General features: G+C 38.9%; 26 protein-coding genes. 17 read left to right on the top strand and 9 right to left on the bottom strand.

Annotated features, from left to right (window positions below):
* The first annotated feature begins 73 nt into the window (after positions 1–73).
* Positions 74–937, top strand: coding sequence for a CvfB family protein (locus ACRPLY_RS23370; RefSeq protein ID WP_432232125.1), 864 nt, complete (start codon positions 74–76; stop codon positions 935–937).
* Positions 938–971: 34 nt separating this feature from the next.
* On the opposite strand, the gene ACRPLY_RS23365 is transcribed toward ACRPLY_RS23370, so the two are convergent.
* On the bottom strand, positions 972–1,103 hold the full coding sequence (locus tag ACRPLY_RS23365; RefSeq protein WP_013055378.1) for a DUF3941 domain-containing protein: 132 nt from the start codon (positions 1,101–1,103) through the stop codon (positions 972–974).
* Positions 1,104–1,155: 52 nt separating this feature from the next.
* Positions 1,156–2,016: a DegV family protein gene (locus ACRPLY_RS23360; RefSeq protein ID WP_154973607.1), complete on the bottom strand. Its 861-nt coding sequence runs from the start codon at positions 2,014–2,016 to the stop codon at positions 1,156–1,158.
* 255 nt (positions 2,017–2,271) lie between these two features.
* Here ACRPLY_RS23360 and ACRPLY_RS23355 point away from each other — a divergent pair, with 255 nt between their 5' ends.
* Positions 2,272–3,111 carry a YitT family protein gene (locus tag ACRPLY_RS23355; protein ID WP_025749916.1) on the top strand — a complete coding sequence of 280 codons (840 nt, stop codon included), beginning with the start codon at positions 2,272–2,274 and terminating at the stop codon, positions 3,109–3,111.
* 37 nt (positions 3,112–3,148) lie between these two features.
* On the opposite strand, the gene ACRPLY_RS23350 is transcribed toward ACRPLY_RS23355, so the two are convergent.
* The 3 genes from ACRPLY_RS23350 to ACRPLY_RS23340 all read right to left on the bottom strand — a co-directional run bounded on the left by ACRPLY_RS23350 (position 3,149) and on the right by ACRPLY_RS23340 (position 4,997).
* Entirely contained in the window at positions 3,149–3,910 is a 762-nt protein-coding gene (locus ACRPLY_RS23350) for a DUF3813 family protein (protein ID WP_367077537.1), read from the bottom strand.
* Between the two features lie 3 nt (positions 3,911–3,913).
* Positions 3,914–4,063, bottom strand: coding sequence for a hypothetical protein (locus tag ACRPLY_RS23345; RefSeq protein WP_162200718.1), 150 nt, complete (start codon positions 4,061–4,063; stop codon positions 3,914–3,916).
* Positions 4,064–4,184: 121 nt separating this feature from the next.
* Positions 4,185–4,997, bottom strand: a complete 813-nt coding sequence (locus ACRPLY_RS23340; protein WP_028412391.1) for a Cof-type HAD-IIB family hydrolase — start codon at positions 4,995–4,997, stop codon at positions 4,185–4,187.
* Between the two features lie 235 nt (positions 4,998–5,232).
* Here ACRPLY_RS23340 and ACRPLY_RS23335 point away from each other — a divergent pair, with 235 nt between their 5' ends.
* The gene (locus ACRPLY_RS23335) at positions 5,233–5,541 is read left to right on the top strand and encodes a metal-sulfur cluster assembly factor (protein ID WP_013055384.1); all 309 of its coding nucleotides are present in this window, start codon (positions 5,233–5,235) and stop codon (positions 5,539–5,541) included.
* A gap of 31 nt (positions 5,542–5,572) precedes the next feature.
* On the opposite strand, the gene ACRPLY_RS23330 is transcribed toward ACRPLY_RS23335, so the two are convergent.
* Positions 5,573–6,271 (bottom strand): Crp/Fnr family transcriptional regulator, encoded by a 699-nt coding sequence (locus ACRPLY_RS23330; RefSeq protein WP_033578032.1) that lies wholly within the window; start codon positions 6,269–6,271, stop codon positions 5,573–5,575.
* A gap of 352 nt (positions 6,272–6,623) precedes the next feature.
* Between ACRPLY_RS23330 and argC the strand changes: the two genes are divergently transcribed.
* The 11 genes from argC to ACRPLY_RS23275 all read left to right on the top strand — a co-directional run bounded on the left by argC (position 6,624) and on the right by ACRPLY_RS23275 (position 20,318).
* Positions 6,624–7,667 carry an N-acetyl-gamma-glutamyl-phosphate reductase gene (argC, locus tag ACRPLY_RS23325; RefSeq protein WP_033578033.1) on the top strand — a complete coding sequence of 348 codons (1,044 nt, stop codon included), beginning with the start codon at positions 6,624–6,626 and terminating at the stop codon, positions 7,665–7,667.
* A gap of 45 nt (positions 7,668–7,712) precedes the next feature.
* Entirely contained in the window at positions 7,713–8,948 is a 1,236-nt protein-coding gene (gene argJ, locus ACRPLY_RS23320; protein ID WP_033578034.1) for a bifunctional ornithine acetyltransferase/N-acetylglutamate synthase, read from the top strand.
* Positions 8,949–8,960: 12 nt separating this feature from the next.
* A complete protein-coding gene (gene argB / locus ACRPLY_RS23315; protein ID WP_033578035.1) occupies positions 8,961–9,785 on the top strand; it encodes an acetylglutamate kinase in 825 nt (274 codons plus the stop codon).
* A complete protein-coding gene (locus tag ACRPLY_RS23310) occupies positions 9,751–10,905 on the top strand; it encodes an acetylornithine transaminase (RefSeq protein WP_028412386.1) in 1,155 nt (384 codons plus the stop codon). Before argB ends, ACRPLY_RS23310 begins: the two co-directional genes overlap by 35 nt.
* Before the next feature lie 70 nt (positions 10,906–10,975).
* Positions 10,976–12,049, top strand: a complete 1,074-nt coding sequence (locus ACRPLY_RS23305) for a carbamoyl phosphate synthase small subunit (RefSeq protein ID WP_028412385.1) — start codon at positions 10,976–10,978, stop codon at positions 12,047–12,049.
* Complete coding sequence (locus ACRPLY_RS23300; protein ID WP_367077535.1) at positions 12,042–15,152, top strand: carbamoyl phosphate synthase large subunit; 3,111 nt, start codon at positions 12,042–12,044, stop codon at positions 15,150–15,152. The genes ACRPLY_RS23305 and ACRPLY_RS23300 overlap by 8 nt, the downstream gene beginning before the upstream one ends.
* On the top strand, positions 15,149–16,099 hold the full coding sequence (argF, locus tag ACRPLY_RS23295; RefSeq protein WP_028412383.1) for an ornithine carbamoyltransferase: 951 nt from the start codon (positions 15,149–15,151) through the stop codon (positions 16,097–16,099). The genes ACRPLY_RS23300 and argF overlap by 4 nt, the downstream gene beginning before the upstream one ends.
* Before the next feature lie 102 nt (positions 16,100–16,201).
* Positions 16,202–16,846 (top strand): SDR family oxidoreductase, encoded by a 645-nt coding sequence (locus ACRPLY_RS23290; RefSeq protein ID WP_028412382.1) that lies wholly within the window; start codon positions 16,202–16,204, stop codon positions 16,844–16,846.
* A gap of 133 nt (positions 16,847–16,979) precedes the next feature.
* Complete coding sequence (locus ACRPLY_RS23285; RefSeq protein WP_013055394.1) at positions 16,980–17,159, top strand: YjzC family protein; 180 nt, start codon at positions 16,980–16,982, stop codon at positions 17,157–17,159.
* Positions 17,160–17,274: 115 nt separating this feature from the next.
* Entirely contained in the window at positions 17,275–19,878 is a 2,604-nt protein-coding gene (gene clpB / locus ACRPLY_RS23280) for an ATP-dependent chaperone ClpB (RefSeq protein ID WP_098113542.1), read from the top strand.
* Between the two features lie 188 nt (positions 19,879–20,066).
* Positions 20,067–20,318, top strand: coding sequence for a hypothetical protein (locus ACRPLY_RS23275; RefSeq protein ID WP_014461601.1), 252 nt, complete (start codon positions 20,067–20,069; stop codon positions 20,316–20,318).
* Positions 20,319–20,346: 28 nt separating this feature from the next.
* Here the strand turns inward: ACRPLY_RS23275 and ACRPLY_RS23270 are convergent, their stop codons facing one another.
* A complete protein-coding gene (locus ACRPLY_RS23270; protein WP_013081740.1) occupies positions 20,347–21,240 on the bottom strand; it encodes a helix-turn-helix domain-containing protein in 894 nt (297 codons plus the stop codon).
* Between the two features lie 338 nt (positions 21,241–21,578).
* On the opposite strand from ACRPLY_RS23270, the gene ACRPLY_RS23265 reads away from it, so the two are divergent.
* Positions 21,579–22,757 (top strand): galactokinase, encoded by a 1,179-nt coding sequence (locus ACRPLY_RS23265; RefSeq protein ID WP_098113541.1) that lies wholly within the window; start codon positions 21,579–21,581, stop codon positions 22,755–22,757.
* A 30-nt stretch (positions 22,758–22,787) separates the two neighbouring features.
* On the top strand, positions 22,788–24,311 hold the full coding sequence (gene galT, locus ACRPLY_RS23260) for a UDP-glucose--hexose-1-phosphate uridylyltransferase (RefSeq protein ID WP_033578040.1): 1,524 nt from the start codon (positions 22,788–22,790) through the stop codon (positions 24,309–24,311).
* A gap of 42 nt (positions 24,312–24,353) precedes the next feature.
* Here the strand turns inward: galT and ACRPLY_RS23255 are convergent, their stop codons facing one another.
* Complete coding sequence (locus ACRPLY_RS23255) at positions 24,354–25,238, bottom strand: NAD(P)-dependent oxidoreductase (protein WP_033578041.1); 885 nt, start codon at positions 25,236–25,238, stop codon at positions 24,354–24,356.
* 203 nt (positions 25,239–25,441) lie between these two features.
* The gene (locus ACRPLY_RS23250) at positions 25,442–25,630 is read right to left on the bottom strand and encodes a YjzD family protein (RefSeq protein WP_028412377.1); all 189 of its coding nucleotides are present in this window, start codon (positions 25,628–25,630) and stop codon (positions 25,442–25,444) included.
* 209 nt (positions 25,631–25,839) lie between these two features.
* On the opposite strand from ACRPLY_RS23250, the gene ACRPLY_RS23245 reads away from it, so the two are divergent.
* Positions 25,840–26,580, top strand: coding sequence for a hypothetical protein (locus ACRPLY_RS23245; protein ID WP_013055401.1), 741 nt, complete (start codon positions 25,840–25,842; stop codon positions 26,578–26,580).
* The last annotated feature ends 58 nt before the right edge of the window (positions 26,581–26,638 follow it).

Here is a 26,638-nt window from a genome sequence, read left to right as displayed (position 1 = left end):
GTTTGATGCAAAGTGAGAAGGTATGTGGTGAAGGAACAATCACTACTAATTTATATAAAGGATGGATAGAACGATGAATGTAGAAGCTGGGATGAAAGCGTATTTAACAGTAAACCGGGAAACGCCGATTGGTTATATGTTAGCAGAAGGTGAAGGAGAAATTTTGCTACATAAAAATGAAACAACAAGAGAACTTGCTGAAGGGGAAGAAGTAGAAGTTTTTTTATACCTTGATCAGCACGACCGCTTAACGGCAACGATGCACTTACCTCTTGTTGAAGAAGGTGTCTATGAGTGGGTTGAAGTCGTAGATGTTAATCCGGGTTTAGGCGTGTTTGTAAATATCGGCATGAACAAAGATATGTTAATTGGTTCAACAGACTTACCTGCGTTAGAAGAGCTGTGGCCAGAAGTTGGAAACAAAGTTTATTGTACGATGAAGATTTCAAAGCGCGGTAAAATGTACGGGAAAATTGCTACAGACGATGTGATGAAAGCAATGGCATTAGATGCTCCACCTGAACTTTTTAATCGTGAAGTGAGCGGATATATCTACCGTGTCCTGCGCGTAGGTTCATTTATTATGACAGATGAAGGATATGTTGGATTTATTCACGAAAGCGAAAGACGTAAAGAACCGAAGCTTGGTACGCATGTAACTGGCCGCGTCATTAATGTAAAAGAAGACGGAACGCTAAACGTATCGCTTCTTCCGCGCAAACAAGAAAGCATGGATGAAGATGCACAAGTACTATACGATTACATGGAAAGCCGCGGTGGCGTTATGCCATTTTGGGATAAAAGCTATCCAGAAGATATTCGTGAGCGCTTTAATATGAGTAAAGCTGCGTTCAAACGTGCGCTTGGTAAACTGATGAAAGAAGGAAAAGTTTATCAAGAAGAAGGATGGACATATTTTAAAAAAGAAGAAAACTAAAAGGAGAAGCCGCTGAAAACTCAGCGGCTTCTTTTTATAAGTGATCAGTTTTTTTAGAAAATGAATGTTTTCCAAGCTCACGGTTATGCTTAGCTTGCAGATTCTTTTCGTGAAGCTTTGCGTTATTATCTTTTGCTTTTTTATCGTTATCGCTCGTTTTTGGCATTGTGATACACCCCTTTTTGATCGTACCTTTAGAATGCCCTGACCTCTTTAAATTATTCGATGGTTTCGTTCAAAAAGAAGACTGCAATTGTCCCTGGGCCAGAATGAGAACCTATGGCTGCACCAATAATATTAATAATAAAATGTTTGGTGCCAAAACGTTCTTGAATCATCTCTTTCAGCTGAAGAGCTGTTTCTAAATCATCTCCATGGCTAATTCCAATGGTTTGAGAAGAGAGATTTTTTCCTCGCTCTTCCATCACGTCAAGCATGCGTTTAAATACTTTTTTACGGCCGCGGATTTTTTCGATTGGAATCAATTTTCCATCTTCCACATGAAGCAGCGGCTTAATATTAAGCAGACCTCCTACAAAAGCAGAAGCTTTGCTCACGCGGCCTCCTTGAGCAAGAAAATCCAAGTCATCAACCGTAAAAATATGCTCCATATGCAGAGCGTATTGCTTTATTTTTTCTGTCATTTCTACTAGCGAGAGGTTTTGGTGTAATAATTGTGCTGCATAATAAGTAACTACTCCCTGGCCAAGAGATGCACATTTCGTATCGATTATTTCTAATTGGAAATCGGGATACTTTTCTAGGAGTTCTTCTCGAATCATCATTGCTGTTTGATATGTACCGGATAATTCTGAAGAAAAAGCTAAATAAATACACGAATCACCTGATTTAGCTATGTTGTCAAAGACTTCATACATAGTAGTTGGAGCCGCTTGAGATGTTTTTGGCATTTTGCCTTTACGGATGGCTTCGTAGACAGAAGCTGGTTCAATCGTTTGTAGATCTAAAAATTCTTGATTATCCAAGCTTACGCGAAGCGGTAAAAAGCCAACGTTATTTTCTTGAAAAAAGGATAAAGGCAAATCGCTTGCACTATCGGTTAAAAGTTTAATTGACATAAATGTCACCTTCCTAATTGCATTTATAAAATATGAAATGAGTTTGATGTATAAACATTGAAAAGCGTTATATACGACATAGTATTAGTGTATAAGCACTTTGAGGAAAATACAATTTTTGAATAAGTTTTTTTAATTCTGCCAAATCGTACATACTATATGTACTAACTATTTTAAAGATGCTGACTTTATTCATTTTATAAATGGGTATAAGGAAGTAAGAAGTGTTAAAAAGCGGAGGTCGGTCATTTGAATATGTGGCTTGAAACAAAAAAAGCGATAGTCGTCTTAGTAGGAGCATTATTGAATGCGCTTGCGCTCAACTTGTTTTTGATACCTGCTAATGTATATTCGAGCGGCTTTACGGGAGTAGCACAGCTTGTTTCGAGTATCGTGACAGATTACACTCCTTTTACTATTTCCACTGGAGTGCTGCTGTTGTTGTTAAATATTCCTGTAACTATTTTAGGGTGGAAAAAAGTGGGGAAGTCATTTACTGTTTACAGTTTTATCAGCGTTGCTGCAACAACTTTGTTTCTTGGAATTATTCCTATTCAAGCACTTTCTAAAGACATCATCCTTAACGCAGTTTTTGGAGGGGTTATTTTAGCGGTAGGGGTAGGAATTACATTGAAATTTGGAGCTTCAACTGGTGGGCTCGATATTATTGCCCTGATTTTGTCTCGAGTAAAAGACCGACCAATTGGCACTTATATGTTCATATTAAATGCAATTATTATCGTGCTAGCAGGTCTTTTATATGGTGCTGAGAAGTCACTCTATACGCTTGTGACGCTTTATACGACCACTCGCGTCATTGATGTTATTCATACGCGTCATGTCAAACTTACAGCAATGATCGTAACAAAAAAAGGAGTGGAGCTAAGAAAGGCGATTCATGCCAAACTCGTGCGAGGGATTACGGCGGTACCGGCTAAAGGAGGCTTCACAAACGAAGATAAAGAAATGCTAATGATTGTTTTAACTAGGTATGAATTATTTGACTTGGAACGAGTAATTAAAGAGGTGGATCCTAAGGCATTTACTAATATCGTTCAAACAACGGGAATCTTTGGTTTGTTTCGCAAAGATTAAAAAGAGTCCAGGTATTCATTACCTGGACTCTTTTTTATTAATGTGTGCCTTTTAAGTCATTAGAAAGTTCTTGAAGCTGAGCTTGTTCTTCAGGAGAAGCATTTTGCTGTGCATGAGACAGCATATCAGCTGCAATGTTTTCATCAGAAGCTGCAGACGTATGAGCCTGAGACGTTTGATGATTTTGACCAGCAGCTCCCAATGTATTCTGAAGCTGTTGAAGCTGAGCTTGTTCTTCAGGAGAAGCGCTTTGCTGTGCATGAGACAGCATATCAGCTGCTACGTTTTCACTAGACGTGTGAGCTTCACCGTGAGCGTGAGACTGACCGCCCTCTAAAGTGCTTTGAAGCTGTTTAAGCTGGCTTTTTTCTTCAGGAGAAGCATTTTGCTGTGCATGAGATAATATATCAGCTGCCACGCTTTCACTGGACGTGTGAGCTTCACCGTGAGCGTGAGACTGACCGCCTTCTAAAGTGCTTTGAAGCTGTTCAAGCTGTGCCTTCTCTTCGGAAGAAGCATTCTGAACGATATGAGACAGCGTATCGGACGTAATGTCTGCACTTTTCTCGCGCCCATGTGATTCTCCATCTGTATCATACGCTTGATGCAATGAGTTTTGGAATTGCTTCAGCTGCTCTTGCTCCTCAGGAGAAGCGTTAGAAGCAATACTATTTAATACGCCTTCTGAAATATCAAGTTCACCGTTGCCGTGCTTTTGACGATGAAGCTGATCTTCTGAATGGCCGGATACTGCGTTTCGAATCGCATCTTTTACTTGACCAAAAAGTGAATTTTTCATAAGTTACTGTCCTCCATGAGGAGTTTGGCGCTGGTGAGCTTGAAATGCTTCTGCCTCCGCCATAGTCATATGATAAGGAATTCGTTCATCATGTTTTTGAACTGCGTCTGCACCTTGTTTCACAAAACGTTTTGATCGATTGCCTCTGCCCATCATAAATTCCTCCTCGTAATATAAATAAAACCGACACCTTAAGAAGTGTCGGTTATAGTGTGTGCTAAATAAAAAAAATGATAGCGATAAAAATTTACCTTGCTTTTCAAAAAAAGCTAAGTTATAAATTTAACGTTTTTTCCAAATAATAAGCAATACCATCATTTTCATTCGATTTTGTTACTTCACGCGCTAGCTGCTTTAATTCGCTAATACCATTTTCCATGGCGATACCGTGTCCTGCAAATTTAATCATTTCAAAATCATTGTCTTCATCTCCAAATGCAATAATTCGTTCGCGAGGAATTTGATAATGATTAGCTACGCGCTCAAGACCTACAGCTTTATTAAGTCCTTTTTTTACAATTTCAACGACATGCCAAGGTGCTCCCCAGCGTCTATGTTCTAGTACTTCTGCATGAACATCTGAAAGGTGAGAGCGTATATCTTGTACATGTTCTTCATCTGCGTGAATTAAAATAGACGTTGGATCGTGCTGCAGCGTATGACGCAAATCACCCGTTTGTAATTTAGGATCCCCTAGGCTGAGTACATCCATTAATTTTCGATCTTCAAAATGAAGATACACATCATCTTGTACTTCTGCCATGATATTGTTGATGCGATAGTCTTGCATAGCTGTCACAATGTCATGAACAGTTCGGCGATTTAAAGGTTCGTGATGCGTGCCAAAATCAGGCTGAAGGGGATGATGGACAAGCGCTCCGTTAAAGTTTACGATAGGCGTGGATAAATCTAATTCGCTGTAATACATAGCACTGGAACGATAAGGTCTTCCAGTTGCAATCATTACAATATGTCCGTCTTGTTTGGCTTTTTCTAACACCCGTTTTGTTTTAGGTGAAATGGTTTTTTCATTCGTTAACAATGTTCCATCCAGATCTAAGGCGATTAAGTGTTGATCGTTTCTCATATAGGGCTCCTTTTAAATTGAAGTAGTTATACGATTATATTGAATTCTACTAGTATTCATGCTTGTATTCCCATATTTTACACAACTTTTCCTTATGAGCAAAGCAGAACGATTGACATGCAAAAGTTGTCTTGTTACGGTGTAAGACATAGTTATTGATTGCTTACGATAAATTGTTTAAGGGTATATTTAATACGTGAAGATAATTACGGAAGTAAAAGAAAGGAGAATGAATATGGATAAACAGTTAGAAGATAAAATCATGGAATCACTAGAAGAAGTAATTGATCCAGAGCTTGGCGTTGATATCGTAAATTTAGGCTTAGTTTACGGGGTGGAAATGGAAGAAAACAACACGGTTATCGTGACGATGACGTTAACTTCTATTGGGTGCCCGCTAGCGGGTGTGATTGGCGAACAAGTGAAAAAACAATTAATTTCGCTTGAAGAAGTAGAAAATGTAGAAGTGAATATCACATTTAACCCGCCATGGGATAAAGATCGCATGACGCGCTACGCTAAAATTGCATTAGGTGTTCAATAAGAAAAAAAGCCATCAACGATGGCTTTTTTTCTTATTCAATTCTGCACAATTCCACAGGGCAGTCTTCACAGTCTATTTCTTTCTTTAAAAAAGAGAGCTTATGAATGATAATTTTTCCATCTGTCATTGAGATTACTTCATTTTTTCGCAACTCAGCGAGCATACGATTGACCACTTCTCGGGATGTCCCGCATAGATTAGCGATCTCTTGATTTGTCAACGTTACGTTTAATAAAATACCATTTGGCTTCATTACCCCAAAACTATTGGACATGCGAATCAGAGTAGAATAGAGAGCTCCTTTTTTTCCATTTAGAATTAAGTCTCTAAACTTTGTCTGCATTCGCTTAATTTGAAGTCCCATCCACTTCATGTACTCCATGGAAAGAGCAGGGTATTGTGCTAGTTCGTTTTCTAACACCCGTTTTTGAATGCTGATCGCTGTACAAGGTTCAATGGCTTTTGCTTGAAGCATATGGGGAGTAGATCCGCAAAACAGCATAACTTCCCCGATTAAGTCTCCTGAACTTGCCAGCTGAAGCGTCAGTTCGCGTCCTTCCGGCGTCACTTTACTTACTTGTACAGCTCCAGAAGTAATAAAAAATAAATGAGTTGAAGGTGAACCTTCTTGAAAGAGAAAGTCACCTTTTTTAAACGAAATTTTATGATCAAAGTCCATAAAAAATTGCTGCAGCTCATTTGAAAAAGAATCCGTTGTGATGTTCATCATGTTATCACCTTTTACTCAAAATTTTTGCGACTGTTACTTATTAATCTATTAAGTTAGAACAGTCTGTATATCCTGTACGTCCACTAGCCGTATGAAGAAATGTCATACGGATGATTTTTATCGATACTCTTATTATACACAAAAACAACCAGTGTTTTCCAAAACTATCTGTGAACAATTTCTAAACAAAAATAGAAAGATAGTTATAAAAATAAAAACTTATGAATAAATAAAAATGTTTAAAAATATAGAATAAAGTGTTGGTTTTTTTAAATATTCATTTGATTTTATTTTTATACGGTATTATAATGATAAATAATTCAAATAGATACGTGGAAAAAGGAGTTTTAAAATGAAAGAATACAAGGTAGGAATTGTTGGAGCAACAGGGTATGGAGGAGTAGAACTGATTCGTTTGTTAGCGAATCACCCGCATTTTCATGTTTATGCAGTTTATTCATCCTCTCAGGATGGGATGGAACTAGCAGAAGTTTATCCTCACCTTTCTAATACTGTATATACACTGCAAGATATAAACCCTAAGAACATGGCCAAAGAATTAGACTTAGTGTTTACAGCAACTCCGTCCGGTGTTTCTAGCAAACTTGTACCTCAATTAATAGAAGAAGGAATAAAAGTGGTAGATCTATCTGGAGATTTTAGATTAAAAACAGAAGCTCTTTATGAAAAGTGGTACAAAAAGCCTGCTGCAGCCGAAGCGTTTTTACAACAGTCCGTGTATGGGTTAGCGGAATGGTTTGCAGAAGAAGTTGAAAGCAGTACGTTCGTTGCGAACCCGGGTTGTTATCCAACAGCTACACTGCTTGGGCTAGCTCCTCTCGTTAGTAAACAAATGGTGAAATCAAACTCTATTATCATTGATGCAAAGTCCGGAATTTCAGGAGCAGGACGTGGTCTTTCGCAAATGGCTCATTATGCTGAAATCAATGAAAATATGAAAATATACAAAGTTAATCAGCATCAGCATATCCCAGAAATTGAATCTATTTTAGAAAAGTGGGATGAGGAAATTGGCCATGTTACGTTCAGTACGCACTTAGTTCCAATGACGCGAGGGATTATGAGTACGATATACGCTGAACTTTCTGAAGAGAGCTCAGTACAAGAGCTTCATCAGCTATATGTAGATACATATCAAAACTCCCCATTCGTTCGCGTTCGAAAAGCTGGTGAATTTCCGTCTACTAAAGAAGTAAGTGCATCAAATTATTGCGATATTGGTATTGCATTTGACGAACGAACAAAGCGTGTCACGATTGTTTCTGTCATTGATAACTTAGTTAAAGGGGCAGCCGGTCAGGCCATTCAAAATGCCAATATCATGATGGGATTTGAACAGCAAACGGGTATTGGACTACTGCCTGTCTTCCCATAAAAGCACAGCATCACTAATCACGATAAAAGCAGGAGGGAACGTATAGTGATTACGGTTAAACAAACGAAAGAAAAGATAAAGAAAATAGAGAACGGTACAATTGTAACGCCGCTAGGTTTTTCAGCAGATGGCGTTCACGCTGGTTTACGTTATGCTAAAAAAGATTTAGGAGTTATTGTAAGTGATGTGCCAGCTAATTGCGCAGCTGTTTACACGCTTAATGCTTTCCAAGCAGCGCCTTTAGCTGTTACAAAAGAAAGTGTAGCAGTAGAGCAGAAGCTGCAAGCGATCGTTGTGAACAGCGCATGTGCAAATGCATGTACTGGAGAACAAGGATTAAAAGATGCATACCAAATGCGAAATACATGTGCAGAAAAGCTTAATATTCTACCTCATCATGTAGCGGTAGCTTCTACAGGGGTAATTGGAGAGCTTCTAGATATGGAAAAAATCGTCAAGGGCATTGGGTTATTAAGTCCTTCGTCGAACAAAGAAAAAGCAGAAGAATTTCAAACGGCTATTTTAACAACAGATACCGTAATGAAGTCAGCTTGCTATCAAACAGCCATTGACGGCAAAACGGTTACGATTGGCGGCACAGCGAAAGGATCAGGTATGATTCACCCGAATATGGCTACGATGCTTAGCTTTATCACAACGGATGCTAAGGTTGAAGCTTCAGTACTACAAGATGCGCTGGGTTCTATTACAAATAAAAGCTTTAATCAAATTACAGTAGATGGTGATACGTCTACGAATGATATGGTTGTTGTTTTAGCAAATGGAAAAGCTGATCACCAGTCGCTTACACCAGATCATCCTGAATGGACGTCATTTTATGAAGCACTGCGCTTGACGTGTGAAGATTTAGCCAAACAAATTGCACGCGACGGTGAAGGAGCAACAAAACTAATTGAAGTAAACGTATCTGGTGCTCATACAAACGAAGAGGCAAATGTGATTGCTAAACAAATTGTAGGCTCGAACTTAGTGAAAACGGCCATGTATGGAGCCGATGCCAATTGGGGACGAATTATTTGTTCAGTTGGCTACAGCGGCGTAGCGCTTAATCCAGAAGCAGTGAACGTTTCGTTAGGTGATATCCAAATGCTAAAAAACAGCCAGCCTGTTTCATTTAGTGAAGAAGAAGCAAAAGCTTATTTAGAAAATGATACGGTTGAAGTCTATGTTGACTTGCAGCAGGGAAATGGAATTGGCAAGGCGTGGGGCTGCGATTTGACTTACGATTATGTGAAAATCAACGCCAGTTATCGAACGTAAGGAGAGAGTGAAATGAGCAGTGAAAAAATCGTCGTTGTAAAATGCGGAGGCAGCATTATCAATCAGTTAACAAGCGCTTTTTTTGAAAGTATTCAGCAGTTAAAAGCGAGTGGATATCAGATCATTGTTGTGCACGGAGGCGGGCCTGATATTCAAGATACGCTTACCAAGCTTCACATTGAAACGGAATTTGTAGATGGGCTTCGAAAAACGTCCAAAGAAGCATTAGAAGTTGTGACGATGGTATTAGCAGGCAAAGTTAATAAGCATCTTGTAAAAGAACTACAAAAAGCGAACTTAAAAGCAGTAGGACTATCAGGAATTGATGGATCTTTGCTTAAAGCAGAGGCTATCGATGTTGAACGTCTAGGTTACGTTGGAGAAGTAAAAGGCGTAAACGATACATTATTAAAACAACTAACTGACAGTCAGTACATTCCGGTTATTTCTTCCATTGGAGCCGATGAAGAAGGTAATAGCTATAATATTAATGCTGACGTGGCAGCCGGAGCCGTTGCACAAGCAGTAAATGCTGAAAAGCTGATGTTTGTGACGGATGTAAAAGGTGTATTAAAGGATGGAGCATTGCTTCCTGAACTTACAAAGTCAGAGATTGATGCACTTATTGAAGAAAAAGTAATTTACGGCGGAATGATTCCAAAAGTGACATCAGCGGTAAATGCGTTATCTCCTTTACTTGAAGAAGTTCATATTATTAGCGGAACTGATGGATTTTTAGATAAGGAAGGAAAGCTGATTGGTACAGCAATTAAATATAGTGGAAAAGGTGGAGAAGATAGCGATGAGTTCATTGTTTCCAACATATCAACGGTTTGATATCCATGTGGAAGAGGCGCAAGGAACAAAATTAATAGATAACAAAGGAAATGAGTATTTAGATTTTATTTCAGGTATCGCTGTCTGTAACGTAGGCCATCGTCATCCTGATGTTCAAAAAGCGATCGAAGAGCAGTTAAATAAAGTGTGGCACGTGTCAAATTTATTTCATCAATCGATTCAAGAAGATGTAGCAGGTAAGCTTGTGGAACATTCAAACGGTGATGCAGTATTCTTCTGTAACAGCGGTGCAGAAGCCAACGAAGCGGCGATTAAATTAGCGCGCAAGTACACGCAAAAACATAAAATCATTACCTTTACAAAATCATTTCATGGACGTACATTTGCTACCATGACAGCTACAGGGCAGGCAAAAATTCATGATGGCTTCGGTCCTCTTGTTAATGAGTTTGTTTACGTGCCATACAATGATGAAGAAGCATTAAAACAGGAAATGGACGACAGCGTAGCAGCAATTATGGTTGAAGTCATTCAAGGAGAAGGCGGAGTTGTTCCAGGAACCGAAGCATTTTTATTAACTATTCAAGAGCTGTGTAAAAAGCACGAAGCACTGTTTATAGTCGATGAAGTGCAAACTGGAATCGGCAGAACAGGAAAACCATTTGCCTATCAGCATTTTAATGTGTCACCAGATATTATTACAGCAGCTAAAGGGTTAGGAAGCGGAATGCCGGTTGGTGCGATGATTGGAAAAGGCTATCTCAAAGAAGCGTTTGGACCTGGTACTCACGGAACAACCTTTGGAGGAAATCCAATTGCATTAGCTTCAGCTAAAGCAACTTTAAACATTATTTTTAACGAAGCATTTTTAGCAGAGGTTGCAGAAAAAAGCCTTTATTTTACCAACGCTTTGAAAAATAGCGTAGCAGATTATTCATTTGTAAAAGATGTTCGCGGAAAAGGTTTTATGATTGGAATTGAATGCGGAGAACATCAGTCGGCATTGCTTGCAGCAATGCGTGAAAAAGGATTGCTAGCACTGGGAGCAGGACCGCATGTAGTACGATTGCTGCCGCCTTTAACTGTAACAAAAGAAGAGTTAGACCAAGCGATTCATATCATTGAAGAAGCATTTAGCCAAACAAAAATTACTTCATAATACAAATTTTTTTGAATATGTTTGTATAAAAATTCTGTTTTATAAATAATTATTCGAAGAGGGATGCACAATGAACGGATATTTACACTTAGCAAACGGCGATTCGTTCGCCGGACACATTGAACATACAGCAACGCACCAGGCAGAAGGAGAAATTGTTTTCTTTACTGGAATGACTGGTTATCAAGAAGTTGTGACTGATCCATCTTACAAAGATCAAATTATCGTCTTTACGTACCCTTTGATTGGGAACTATGGTATCAATGAGAAAGATTATGAAAGCAAAAAGCCTCACGTAGCAGGCGTTGTCGTATACGAATGTTCAGATGAAGGGTTCCATTACGAAGCGATGTACAGCTTCAAACAATATTTAAAGAAATGGAACATTCCGCTTATTACACATGTGGATACGAGAGCGGTCGTAAAACGAATTCGAAAAGAAGGTACGATGCAATCTGCCTTTTCGGCATCTGCTGAGCCGCCAGCATTTACTGCTGAATGCGATGGATATGTAGTAAAAGAAGTGTCAACAAAAGAGCCTGTTACTTACGGAAACGGTGAAAAACACGTTGTATTAATGGACTTTGGCTATAAAAAATCAATTTTACAAGAGCTGCTAAATCGAGAGTGCAAAGTAACGGTTGTTCCTTATTCTACAAGCTCTTCAAAAGTAAAAGAGCTGCAGCCGGATGGCATTGTCTTATCAAACGGACCTGGAGATCCAACTCAAGTAAGCAGTCAGCTGGATGAATTAAAAGAAATTATTTCAGCGTATCCAACTTTGGGAATTTGCTTTGGACATCAGTTAATTGGGCTTGCTTTTGGGGCAGAAACCAAAAAGCTGGCGTTCGGTCACCGAGGAGCTAATCAGCCTGTAATTGATTTAACGACTAACAAAGTGTGTATGACGTCTCAAAACCATAGCTATGTCGTAGATGAACAGACGATTACGTCTACGCCATTAAGCGTTCGATTTAAAAATGTGAATGACGGATCGGTTGAAGGTTTAATGCATAAAGACCTTCCTGTTATTTCGGTTCAATATCATCCAGAAGCACATCCTGGACCAAGTGACAGCACGTATATCTTTGATGAATTTATGACGAAAGTACAGCAAGTAGGGAGCGGAAAAGTATATGCCTAAAGACCAAACATTAAAAAAGATTTTAGTAATCGGATCCGGACCAATCGTAATTGGGCAAGCAGCAGAATTTGATTATTCAGGAACTCAGGCATGCTTGTCATTAAAAGAAGAAGGTTATGAAGTTATCTTAATCAATAATAATCCAGCTACGATTATGACGGACACTCACGTAGCAGATCGAATCTATTTTGAACCATTAACAGTAGACTGCGTAGAGAAAATTATTGCAAAAGAAAAGCCGGATGGTTTGTTAGCTACATTAGGCGGACAGACGGGTTTAAACTTAGCCCTTGAGCTTCATGAACAAAATATTTTGCCAAAATACGATGTGAAACTTTTAGGAACACCGATTGAATCAATCAAAAAAGGTGAAAGCCGTGAAGAGTTCCGTGCACTAATGAATGAACTAAATGAACCGGTGCCGGAAAGTGAAGTTGTCACAAAAGTAGAAGAAGCATTAGCTTTTGCCGAGAAAATTGGTTTTCCTGTTATTGTACGTCCTGCTTATACGTTAGGCGGAACGGGCGGAGGAATTGCTCATTCTATGGAAGAACTTGAAAAACTTTCAGCGTCAGGTTTACGTGAAAGTGCTATTACTCAATGCTTAATTGAAAAAAGCATCGCTGGATTTAAAGAGGTTGAGTACGAGGTTATGCGTGACGTGAACAATACGTGCATTACAATTTGTAACATGGAAAATATTGATCCCGTGGGTGTTCATACTGGAGATTCGGTAGTCGTTGCTCCTTCTCAAACGTTAACCGACGTGGAATATCAAATGCTTCGTTCAGCTTCAGTTAAAATTATTTCATCGCTTGGCATTATTGGAGGTTGCAACATTCAGTTTGCGCTTGATCCAAAAAGCAAGCAGTACTATTTAATTGAAGTAAATCCGCGTGTGAGCCGTTCGTCTGCTCTTGCATCAAAAGCAACGGGCTATCCGATTGCTAAAATTGCTGCAAAACTATCAGTAGGCTACACGCTTCATGAGTTATTAAATCCTGTAACAGGAGACACATATGCAAGCTTCGAACCAGCTCTTGACTATGTAGTAGTGAAATTTCCAAGATGGCCGTTTGACAAGTTTTTCTACGCGGAGAGAACGCTTGGCACGCAAATGAAAGCAACTGGAGAAGTAATGGCTATTGACCGTAACTTTACACGTAGCTTCCAAAAGGCACTGTCTTCTTTAGAAATTGATTTACAAGGATTGGAAGTAGAAGAACTGCAAGAACTTTCAACGGATGAATTAAAAAGCAAGCTTGGCGAACAAAGCGATGAGCGTATTTTTGTTATCCTTGAGCTTTTACGTCGCGGTACAACGCCTGAGTATATCCATGAAGTAACGCAAATTGATTATTTCTATTTAACACACTTTACGCAGCTGATTAAAATGGAAGCCTCTTTGAAGGAAGTACGTTTTGATTCCATTACAGCTGAACACTTCAAGCAAGTGAAGGAGCATGGTTTTACAGATGCGTATCTAGCAAGCGTATGGAACGTGCCAGAGCTTGACGTAAGAGCGAAACGTAAAGCACTACATATTACGCCAAGCTACAAAATGGTAGATACATGTGCAGCGGAGTTCGAATCCTCTACGGCTTATTTCTACTCTAGTTATTATGGCGAGAGTGAGATTGAACCATCAACGAATAAAAAAGTTGCGATTATCGGTTCTGGACCGATTCGTATCGGCCAAGGAGTAGAATTCGACTACAGCTCTGTACACGGTGTGTTAGCTCTTGAAAAAGAAGGATACGAAACAATTTTAATTAACAACAATCCAGAAACGGTAAGTACGGATTTTGAAGTAGCAGACCGCTTATATTTTGAACCTGTAACAGTAGAAGATGTGCTAAACGTTCTTGATGCTGAAAATGTGACGGATGTAATTGTTCAATACGGAGGTCAAACGGCTATTTCGCTTGTTAAAGGGCTAGAAGAAGCTGGCGTCAATTTACTAGGGATTACAAATGATGTTATTGATGCACTTGAAGATCGCGACCTGTTTTATAAGCTCTTAGACGACTGTGATATTCCGCATATCCCAGGTGAAATGGCGAAAGATGAGCAAGAACTTGTACAAAAAGCAAAAGCTATGGGATTCCCATTACTTATTCGTCCTTCTTACGTCATTGGCGGAAAAGGAATGCTGACAATTCAAAATGAAACGGAGCTGCAGGCTTGTTTACCAGCTATTAAAGCGTCTCATTTCCCAATGCTTATTGATGCTTACTTCCCTGGAAAAGAAGCAGAAATTGATGTTGTAGCAGACGGAAAAGATGTGTTGATTCCGACAATCGTTGAACATATTGAAAAAGCCGGCGTTCATTCAGGAGACAGCTATGCGCTTTTACCAGCAAAAACAGTAGAAGCAGCACATAAAGAAAAAATGGTGAGCTACGCTCAAAAAATTGTAAACAAACTTCAATATAAAGGGATTATGAATATCCAATATGTTATTTACAACGATGAAGTCTACATGCTGGAAGTTAATCCGCGTGCCAGCCGTACAGTGCCTGTAGTAAGCAAAGTGTGCAACACGCCGCTTGTTTCGCTATCAACTCAAATATTGCTTGGGAAATCATTGTCGGAAATTAGCGAGAAGCTAGGTTTATTGCCGGATCCGGCTTATACAACTATTAAGTTTCCAGTGTTTTCGACAAGTAAATTATCAGGAGTTGATCCGCTTGTTGGACCAGAAATGAAGTCAACTGGTGAAGGAATTGCGATTTCTTCAACGATTGAAGAAGCAGCAAAAAAAGTATTCCATCAGTATGTGTTAAGTAAAAAAGGTGCTGCAGAAGTGTATATTAACGGAGAAGCACAGGGCCTTGAAGAACTTGCGCAAAGCGCGGGATTAACTCTTGTTAAAGATAAAGAAGTTAGTGAATGGGTAAAAACGAAAGAAGCTTTATTATATGTAAGTTTACAGCCTGAAGATAAAGAAAGCCGTATGTCAGCATTAAAACACGGTTTAGTGGTTATGACGGAGGCAGAAACGGCTTCGCTATTTTTCCAATCGTTCCAAGTCGATGAATATCACGTTTCATCACTGCAAGAATGGTTTCAAAAAACTAAAAAGGAAGTGACAGTATCATGAGTACAGTATCGGTAAATACGAATTTAAAGGGAAAAGATTTGCTTACGCTTAAAGATTTATCATCAGACGATATTATGTCACTTTTAGAAAGCGCCATTGAGCTGAAAGAAAAGCATAAAAATGGTGAAATCGTCACATCGTTAAAAGGAAAAACGCTGGGGCTCATTTTTGAAAAATCTTCAACAAGAACAAGAGTCTCATTTGAAGCGGGAATGATGCAGCTTGGAGGAAACGCCCTCTTTTTAAGCAGCCAGGATTTACAAATTGGACGCGGAGAAACGATTGCTGATACAGCACGCGTACTATCTGAATTCATCGATGCTATCATGATTCGTACGTTTGAACATAGCAAGATCGAAGAGCTTGCAGATTACGCATCCATTCCCGTTATTAATGGTTTGACAGATGATTATCATCCTTGTCAGGCTCTAGCTGATTTATTAACGATTTACGAGCACAAGAAATCATTTGATGGGCTAAAAGTAGCTTATGTTGGAGACGGAAATAATGTAGCGCATTCCTTAATGATTGCATGTGCAAAAATGGGAATAGATATTTCAATTGGATGCCCTGACGGATATGAGCCAAAAGACTTTGTAACAGCTTATGTTAATGAAGTAGCTGCTAAAACGGGTGCGAAGGTTACGATTACAAAAGATCCTGTAGAGGCTGTAAAAAATGCCGATGCTATTTATGCAGACGTGTGGACAAGTATGGGACAGGAAGAAGAAGCACAGCAGCGCTTGAAAATATTTGCTCCTTATCAAGTAAATGAAGAGCTAGCTGCCCATGCGAAGTCAGACTATTTATTTCTCCACTGCTTGCCTGCGCATCGTGAAGAAGAAGTGACAGCAAGCATTATTGACGGACCAAATTCGGTTGTTTTCCAGCAGGCTGGAAATCGTATGCATGTACAAAAGGCCTTGCTTCAAGCAATTTTAGGCTAAGAAAAAAACCTTTCTGAGAATATCAGAAAGGTTTTTTTGTTTAAAGGGAATTAATTGTGGGAACACCAGTTGTATACTAAACAGAACGAAAGGTGATTTATGATGAAAGTATTAGTTGTTGGAGCAAACGGAACAACGGGAAAACAAGTGGTAGAAAAAGTCGCAAACAGCAAGCAGCATGAAGCTTATGCGATGATTCGCGACGAAAAACAAGCAGACGCTTTAAAAAAGCTGGGCGCTAACGTTGTACTTGGTGACTTGGAGCAAGATGTTTCAGATGCTTTAAGAGGTATGGATGCTGTCATATTTGCAGCAGGTTCTGGAGGACATACGGGAGACGAAAAAACAATCGCTGTGGATCAAAACGGTGCTAAAAATATCATTGATGAAGCAAAAAATCAAGGTGTGAAGCGCTTTGTTATGTTAAGTTCAATGGGAACAGATGCACCTGAACAAGGACCAGAAGGCTTACAACTTTACCTGCGTGCTAAAGCGATAGCGGATGAATACTTAAAGCAGTCTAATCTGCAATATACAATTGTACGACCAGGAACTTTATCGAATGATTCAGCTACTGGAAAAATTGATATCAATAATGATATTGAAGATAAATCTCAGACGATTCCTCGAGCAGATGTAGCAACCGTGCTTGTAGAATGCCTAAACGAAGAAGCTACGATAGGAAAAACGTTTGAAATGTTAGCCGGAGAAACTGAAATTGAACAAGCTATTAAATTTACTCATTGATACAAAAGGGCAGATCTAAAGGTCTGCTCTTTTCTGTTCTGTTCCTAATATGAAAACATCTCCATTATGAAACGGAAATCTTAAGGGAATAGTATAGGAGAACATTTCATTTCAGGAATGAGGAGGCAGGACAATGGGACAAAATCGTCATTTCACACCGGGTCAAAAAGCTCCTAATAACGGAGTGTATATTGAAATTGGTGAAACAGGAAGCAACGTAAATAATCCTCAAAAGGTTAAATTAAAAGCAGGAGAGCGTTTTCCAGAGACGGCAAACGATGACCGCCACTGGACATACATGCGCAAGCCTTAAATAGTAAAAAAATAAAGAAGCCATTCTAAATTGAATGGCTTTACTTGTTTTCCCATTGCTGGGTATAATGAAATAAAGGTCAATAAAGGTCAAATGTATCGAAGGAGGATGTTCAATGGACATAAATAAAATGACCCAAAAATTGCAAGAAGGCGTGATGGAAGCGCAGTCCGAAGCTATTAAACGAAATCAGCAGGAAGTGGATATTGCTCATTTGCTTTATACGCTTATTCATCAGCAAGATGGTATTGCTCCTCGCATATTAGATCATTTACATATAGATCATCAATCTTTTCAGCAGCAGGTAAATCAACTGCTTGCGAAAAAACCTGCTGTTACAGGAAGTGGAGCTGAAGCAGGGAAAGTTTATATTACAAATAAACTCCAGCAGCTGTTTGTCAAAGCTCAAGAAGAAGCATCTCGTCTGCAAGATGATTATGTTTCAGTTGAGCACATCTTTTTAGCCTTAGCACAGGAACCGTCTTCTAGTGAATATGGCAAGTTATTTTCAAGTCACGGTATAACAAAAAAAGCTTTGCAAGATGTGCTTACTAGCCTTCGAGGAAATCAGCGAATTACAAGTCAAAATCCGGAAGTTACATATGAAGCGTTAGCTAAATATGGAAGAGACTTAGTGGCAGAAGTACGAGCAGGGAACATTGATCCAGTCATTGGACGAGACGGAGAAATTCGCCGCGTTATCCGCATTTTATCGCGAAAAACAAAAAACAATCCAGTTTTGATTGGAGAACCTGGCGTTGGTAAAACAGCGATTGTTGAAGGTCTAGCACAGCGTATTGTTCGTAGAGATGTGCCTGAGGGATTAAAAGATAAAACCATCTTCTCATTAGATATGGGAGCTTTAGTAGCAGGAGCGAAGTTCAGAGGCGAATTTGAAGAGCGTTTAAAAGCTGTTCTTCAAGAAGTTAAGAAAAGCAACGGTCAAATTCTTTTATTTATTGACGAACTTCATACAATCGTTGGAGCAGGTCGTACGGACGGAGCGATGGATGCAGGGAATATTTTAAAACCAATGCTTGCTAGAGGAGAACTTCACTGTATAGGAGCTACAACTCTTGATGAGTATCGTCAGTATATTGAAAAAGATCCAGCTCTTGAAAGACGCTTTCAACAGGTGCTGGTTGAAGAACCTTCAGTAGAAGATACAATCTCTATCTTACGTGGTTTAAAAGAACGATTTGAAATTCATCACGGTGTAAATATTCATGACCGGGCGATTGTTTCAGCAGCGGTTATGTCGGATCGTTATATCTCAGATCGCTTTTTACCTGATAAAGCAATTGATTTAATTGATGAAGCATGCGCAACTATTCGAACAGAAATTGATTCGATGCCATCAGAATTAGATGAAGTAACGCGACGTGTCATGCAGCTTGAAATTGAAGAAGCGGCATTAAGTAAAGAAACAGATCAAGCAAGCATCACAAGGTTAGAGGCAATTCGAAAAGAAGTCTCTGATTTAAAAGAACGTGCAGATACAATGAAGCTGCAGTGGGAAAAAGAAAAGCAGTCGATTCAAACGGTGCAAGATGTCCGGGAGCAGCTTGAAAAAGCGAAGCGAGACCTAGAAGAAGCTGAAGGGAAATATGATTTAAATAAAGCAGCCGAACTTCGCCACGGACGCATTCCAGCTCTTGAAAAAGAACTAAAACAGCTGGAAGAAACAGCTGCTGAAAAAGCACAAGAAAACCGTTTGTTAAGAGAAGAAGTAACGGAAGAAGAAATTGCTGAAATTGTAGGAAGATGGACGGGAATTCCGGTGTCGAAACTAGTTGAAGGAGAAAGAGAAAAGCTGTTGAAGCTTGAGTCAATTTTACAGCAGCGTGTGATTGGACAGGACGAAGCCGTATCCTTAGTTACAGATGCTGTGATTCGCGCAAGGGCAGGCATTAAAGACCCGAACCGCCCAATTGGATCATTTATTTTCCTAGGACCTACCGGAGTAGGAAAAACGGAGCTAGCCAAAACGTTGGCACATTCGTTATTTGACAGTGAAGAACAAATGGTTCGTATTGATATGTCTGAATACATGGAAAAGCATGCGGTCTCTAGGCTTATAGGAGCGCCTCCTGGCTATGTAGGGTATGAAGAAGGCGGACAGCTAACGGAAGCGGTGAGACGCAAGCCTTATTCAGTCGTTTTGTTAGATGAAATTGAAAAAGCTCATCCTGAAGTATTTAACGTGCTCCTTCAAATACTAGATGATGGAAGAGCAACAGATTCAAAAGGAAAAGTCATTGATTTTAAAAATACGGTCATTATTATGACGTCAAATATTGGTTCTCAATTTCTATTAGATGGTTTAACAAGTGAAGGCGAGATTACTGAAAAAGCCAGAGAGCAAGTGATGGCTCAATTAAGACAGCATTTTCGCCCAGAATTTTTAAATCGAGTAGACGACACGATTTTATTCAAACCGCTAACTGTTCATGAAGTAAAGGGAATTATTGATAAGCTATTGCTTCAGCTTGAAAAGCGTTTATCCGATCGTCATATTTCGTTAATGTTAACAGAAGAAGCAAAAAATCATATTGCGGCCTCCGGGTTTGATCCGGTATACGGAGCGCGCCCTTTAAAAAGGTTTATTCAAAAATATATTGAAACAAAAATTGCCAGAGAATTAATTGCAGGGCAAATTGAAGATTATAGTCAAGTGACAGTTGATGTAAAAGATGATGAGTTTGTTGTCAGCGTATAAGTTTTCTCAAAAGGCCATTCATGATAATTTGAATGGTCTTTTTTTGCTATTAAGAGCAGCATCCCTTTTAAAATAAATAAAAAAAATACGTGAGAGCTAAGCGTAAAAACTTATTCAGTTTTAGGTTGTAGAATATATCTAATTCATTTATGATAATACAAAATGGGCAAAGGAGCATGAATGAGCACATGAAGGACCGTATAGAGCTTATATATGACGAAGCATACGATTTTATAGATCAGGCATTAACTAAAATAAGAGCGCTGGATAAAAATGATCTTCAAGCTGAAAATGAAGAAGTGCAGGAAAAGGCAGAACGGACAGAGTTTGCACTTCAAGCTGCACGAGATATTTTAGAAAATATGATTATCCCGGGTAAAAAATTGACTTTTATTTACGAAAAAGGTTCTGTGGTAGTAGAAATTCCCGATAAAAAATAAAAACGACTTCCTTTTATGGAAGTCGTTTTTATTTTGGTAATGCAAAGTGTTCATCAATGGATGCATCACTTTTTCGATACTGCCCGGGTGTCATATTGGTTGTTTTACGAAATACTTTTGTTAAATAATTGGCATTTGCATAGCCAACGTTTTCAGCAATTTCTTCGATTGAATACTTGGTTTGATGCAATAGCTCGGCCGCTTTTTGAATGCGAAGCTTCGTTAAATATTGAATCGGCGTAATCCCTGTTGTTTGTTTGAATAACCGGCTAAAATGATAGCGAGATAAATGAGCTGCATCTGCCATTTCATCCGGACCGATTTCTTCATGATAATGATTGCGGGCAAATAAAATAGAGCTAATGATACTTTCAGGCCAATCCTCTGTAAAACTGTCCATGCTTTTAATATATTGATACAGCTCCATTACAAAGCGGTAAGATAAGCTTGAGGCATGAAATGGATCTGCTATATGTTTTTCACTTGCCCTCTTATATATCTGAGCAAGCAGCTGAACAGGTGCTGATTCAGGGTGAAATCGAATTACAGGGGAGTGGGTTGACTGAATATAATCCCAGCATTTTTGTACTTCATCTCCGTATAATGTAAGAAAAATAAACTCCCAGTTTTCACTTTCCTTTGGTAAGTAATAGCGATAATTTCCAGGTATATTGACGATGAATGCTTTTCCAGCATCCACTTTATATTCTTGTCCATCTATTTCAATCATCCCGTACCCAGAAACCGTGTATTGAAAAATATATTTTCCTACATCTTTTCGCTGATTTCCGCTCCAGTTATAAAGGGGCGAGAAAACTTCATCCCATCCAACCGACCAGAGCTGCGCAACTTCGTTTGTGCGGGATTCTAAAAACCTGTATGCGTACGTTGAATATTCTTGAGCTTGGAAATGTGAGAGCAAATTTTCACCTTCTTTTTGAAATAAAGTAGTACTTAATTCTTACTTTAACGTAATCGCTTTCATTTTTCTATAATTTTTTGAAAATATCATGATTATTTTTAGTGAATGTCTCTAAATCTATTATTTTCTTATAATTTGCAAGTCAAGGCTCCCATGAAGATAACACCTTTTTGGCGCAAGAGCAGTTCATCATCAATTTAAAAGAATCATTTTTAAAGTGATAAGCAAAAAAGTACCGATTATCGATAGGAATTTTACCATTGAGGCAAGGAAAATTGGACTTTACAATGTACATATGAATCCGTTTCCAAAAAACTACTTAAAATAGGTGATAATAAATGCTGGAAAAATTAATCGAAGAGTTCAAACAAATATTTCATTCGTCAGAAGCTATTCGCTGCTTTTTTGCACCAGGGCGTGTCAATTTAATTGGAGAACATACTGATTATAATGGAGGGCATGTTTTTCCTTGTTCATTGAGTATAGGAACGTATGCGGTAGTACAAAAACGTCATGATCGAAAAATACGTATGTACTCTAAAAACTTCTCTGAAGCAGGCGTTATTGAATCCTCTTTAGAGCAATTAACGTACAAAACCGAGGATGATTGGGCTAATTATCCAAAAGGAGTAATGGACACCTTTAAAAAGCACGGATATGATCTTCCTTTTGGTTTTGATATCTTGTTTTTCGGCAACATTCCTAACGGAGCAGGGCTTTCATCGTCGGCATCAATTGAGTTAGTCACATGCGTACTTTTAAATAAAATTCTTGAATTGAATATTGATATGATGGACCTTGTAAAAATGGCGCAGCAAGCTGAAAATGAATTTATCGGCGTAAGCTGCGGGATTATGGATCAGTTTGCAATTGGAATGGGAAAAGAAAATCAAGCCGTATTGTTAAACTGCCAGACTCTTGAATACCAGTATAGCCCGCTGCAGTTAACAGATGCTGTGCTCGTTATTTCTAACACAAATAAGCGAAGAGGGCTGGCAGATTCAAAATATAATGAGCGCCGTATGGAGTGTGAAAGAGCACTATCAGATTTGCAAACTTCACTTTCCATTGATTCGCTTGGTGATTTAACGAAAGAACAATTTGAAAAGCACAAATCTTTAATACAAAAAGAAGTAGATTGTAAGCGCGCTAAACATGCGGTATATGAAAATGAACGCACAAAAGAAGCGGTTGCTAAATTGCAAAACGGCGATTTAAAAGGATTTGGTCAATTGATGAATGAGTCGCACTGTTCGCTGCGAGATGACTATGAAGTAAGTGGAAAAGAATTAGATGCTCTTGTAGAAGCAGCCTGGTTGCAAGAAGGTGTGATTGGATCACGCATGACGGGTGCAGGCTTTGGCGGCTGTACAATCAGTATCGTAAAAAAAGCACAGGTTGATAGATTTATTGAAGAAGTAAAAGACGCTTATTATAAGCAAACGAGTTTAGAAGCTGAATTTTATGTGGTTACGGTTGGAGAAGGAGCGCGTGAACTCACATTAGAAGCAGTATAAGAGAAAACAGATAGAGAAAGGAACGAGTGTATGTCAGTCAACATTCATGAAGAAATCACCCGACTTATTCAATATGGTTTACAAAAGAATCTAGTAACAAAATGGGATATAGATGTGGTGAGAAATAAACTGCTGGAAGTGTTAGAACTCGACGAATGTATTACGGTAGAAGTTAAAGAAGAACGTTTGGAACATCCAGCTGCTATTTTAGATAACATGCTTGATTGGGCTGCCGAAAACAATCGAATCGCCGATAATTCTATCACATATAGAGATTTATTCGATACCAAAATAATGGGATGCTTTGCAAGCATGCCTTCAGAGGTTAATCGAACCTTTTACGATCACTATCAGCAAAACCCTCAAAAAGCCACAAGCTATTATTATAAGCTGTCAAAAGACATTCACTATATTCGCAGAGATCGAATTGCTAAAAACGAAAGATGGGTAACAAACACTGACTTTGGAGAACTTGAAATTACTATCAACTTATCTAAGCCGGAAAAAGATCCAAAAGCAATTGCAGCAAGCAAATCACTGAAAGAAAGCAACTACCCGCTATGCCTGCTCTGTAAAGAAAATGCTGGCTATGCAGGCCGCATTAACCACCCAGCTCGCCAAAATCACCGGATTATCCCTGTGGAATTGCAGGAAGAGCTGTGGTACATGCAGTTTTCACCTTACGTTTATTATAATGAACATGCCATTGTTTTTGCGAGTGAGCATACACCTATGCATATTTCAAAGCAAACGTTTAAGCGGCTGCTTGCCTTCGTTGAACAATTCCCACATTATTTTTTAGGGTCAAATGCAGATTTACCCATCGTAGGAGGATCTATTTTAACGCATGATCACTTTCAAGGAGGCTATCATGAGTTTCCTATGGCTAAAGCAAGAATAAATAAATTGTTCTCTCTTGAAGCGCATCCAAACGTGAAAGCTGGAATTGTTCATTGGCCAATGTCGGTCGTTCGTCTTCAAAGTTCGCACCTTGCACCATTAGTGGAAGCAGCGGATTTCATTTTGAAGAAATGGAAATCATATAGTGATCAAAGTGCTGGTATTTTAGCTTTTACAGATCAAACTCCTCACAATACGGTCACGCCTATTGCTAGGAAAAGAGGGGATTTGTACGAATTAGATTTAGTACTGCGAAACAATCGAACAAACAGCAAGCATCCAGATGGCATTTATCATCCGCATGCAGAAGTTCATCATATCAAAAAAGAGAACATAGGTTTAATTGAAGTAATGGGGCTTGCGGTTTTACCCGGTCGTTTGAAAGACGAAATGAGTCTAGTGGCCAAAGGGTTAGTTCAGAATAACCTGAGTGAAGTAGCCAGCAGGCATGATCAAGTGAAAAAACACGTGAAGTGGGCTGAACACATCAAGAAAAAATATCCGCATATTGAAGTGGAAAATGTCCAAAGCATTCTTCAACAAGAGCTCGGTTTGATCTTTGCGACTATTTTAGAGCATGCAGGTGTGTTTAAACAAACTGCTGAAGGGCAGCTCGCATTCAGTCGTTTTATGAATTCGTTAAATGAAGCGTAAATCATTAATAAAAACAGGCAGCTCGTAATGAGCTGCCTGTCTTTATACAGTTAGGGCATGCTGTTTTAAAAGGGTATACAGAGCCTGTGTTCCTTTATTATCCTGGCCTTGTTTTTCGAGCTGTTCATAAAGCGATTTTGCTAATTTTAGCCCGGGTGTATACAGCTCCATTTCTTCAGCTGATTCAATGGCAATCTTCATATCTTTAATGAAGTGTTTAATATAAAAGCCTGGTTCGAAGTCTCCTTTAATCATGCGAGGAGCTAAATTGCTTAACGACCAGCTTCCCGCTGCGCCTGTTTCAATACTTTTTAGAACGGTATTCGGATCTAATCCGGCTTTTTCAGCATAAAGTATCGCTTCGCAGACACCCATCATATTAGAGGCAATAGCAATTTGATTGCACATTTTTGTATGTTGACCAGCACCGGCGCTTCCTTGAAGAACGATATTTGTCCCCATTTTTTCAAGAATAGGCGTAACGGCAGAGAATGCTTCAGAATCGCCTCCTACCATAATCGCTAAGGTTGCTTTCTGAGCCCCAATATCTCCTCCTGAAACAGGAGCGTCAAGCGCATGAATGTGCTTCTCTTTTGCTGCTTGATAAATCTCACGAGCAAGTATAGGGCTTGATGTCGTCATATCAATTGTATAGCAGCCTTTCTTTGCATTATGTATAATGCCGTCTTTTCCCAAATAAATCTCTTTTACATCGTGAGGATAGCCTACCATGGTGATAATAACATCAGATTGTTCGGCCACTTCTTGAACGGTTTCTTTCCATTTGGCCCCTTTTTCAAGTAGTGCTTGAGCACGAGTTTTTGTTCGTGTATAAACAAGGACTTCATATCCTGCGTCAATTAAATGCCCGGCCATGCTTTGACCCATAACGCCTGTTCCGATAAAACCAATTTTTTCTTTAGTCACAGCAGTATTCACTCCTAAAGTTAATAGTTTGATTATTCTAAAATTATATAGTTAAAGTTTGGGATAATCAATGATTCCGACTATATATAGATAGAGAAAAGCACTCTCAGTCCTATGTCTTGAATACGAGGTAAGGAAAGAAAGTACTGAGAAGAACCTATGCCAAAAAATAAAAAAAGCGCTGGCTTTACAGCCAACACTTTTTAGTGTTGATTATTTGCTGGTTTATTCGGTACACCCAGTTCTCCAATCAAAATTACAACTAGCGTGAAAACTACTCCAAGGATGGAAGCGGTTGCGAAACTGTAAGTACCGCCCGTCATTGCAGAGATTACGTACACTGCCATATTCATTAGTAAAAAGCCCCAAACAAAAGCCATTACGACACGCATTCTATTCACCTCGTTTACAGTACAGTTTGATTTCATTTTAGCATATAGCAGTCAAATAAGAAATTGAATTTTTTATGAATAAATAAGGGGCGTGCTCCCATGCAGAAACAAAAGAGCAATAAGTCAGAAATAGGCATTATTCTAGTGCGCTTTTTTATGGTTCTATCATACACTGTATGGAACAACTAGTAAGTTACGGAGGAAGAGCTATGATACATCGACGCTTTTTTAGCTTAGATACGCAATGGAATGTCGTACATGTCCCTGAACGACCGAATGGTTTCGGTGTGTTAGTACTGGGTGATAAAGATCATTTTGTTGAAAGTTCAACTAGCTTATGGATTCAGCACGGCGGAAGGTCACAGCTGTTGCAATGTTTACAAGATGAAGGATACACAGTATTTTATTCCAATTTATATGGCCGGCATTGGGGGTCTCCTGAAGCATATCACCTTGCAAAACAACTTTATCATTTAGTAATGAAACAAGAAATTTTAAATAAACGAATTCATATTTTAGCTGAAGGAATGGGGGCTCTGTTAGCGCTGCAGCTAATGGAAAATGACGGGAATACGTTCATTCGATCAGCTGGTTTACTAAATCCGTGTATTGATCTTCATACGCATGCAGAACATGAAAAAAACAATAAATTCTTTTATAAACAATTCACGAAGGACTTGACTCAAGCTTATAAAGTGGAGCGGAAGCAAGTATCAAAGCTAATTAAGGAGTACCCTTCCGTTACGGAATTAAAATCAACGCTGCCCGTGAAGATATGGACCGCGCCTAATGCCTCTACTCATTATCCAATTGCACACAGTAAAAAATATGAACTACATCGTGAAGAACTTCACTCTCCGATTATGCTTTCACTTTATTTGCCTGAAAAAAACTATTTATTTGAACGGTCCCTTCTCCAATTTTATAAACAGCATGAAAAAGTGTTATAAGCAAAGCTTCTATGATTATACATATCATAGGGGCTTTTTGTATAAGAGATAAAAGGAA

Source organism: Priestia sp. TGN 0903, from assembly GCF_050846855.1.
Taxonomy (GTDB): domain Bacteria; phylum Bacillota; class Bacilli; order Bacillales; family Bacillaceae_H; genus Priestia; species Priestia zanthoxyli.
The sequence above is the reverse complement of the archived record's forward strand: the minus strand, read 5'-3'. Positions and strand labels throughout refer to the sequence as shown.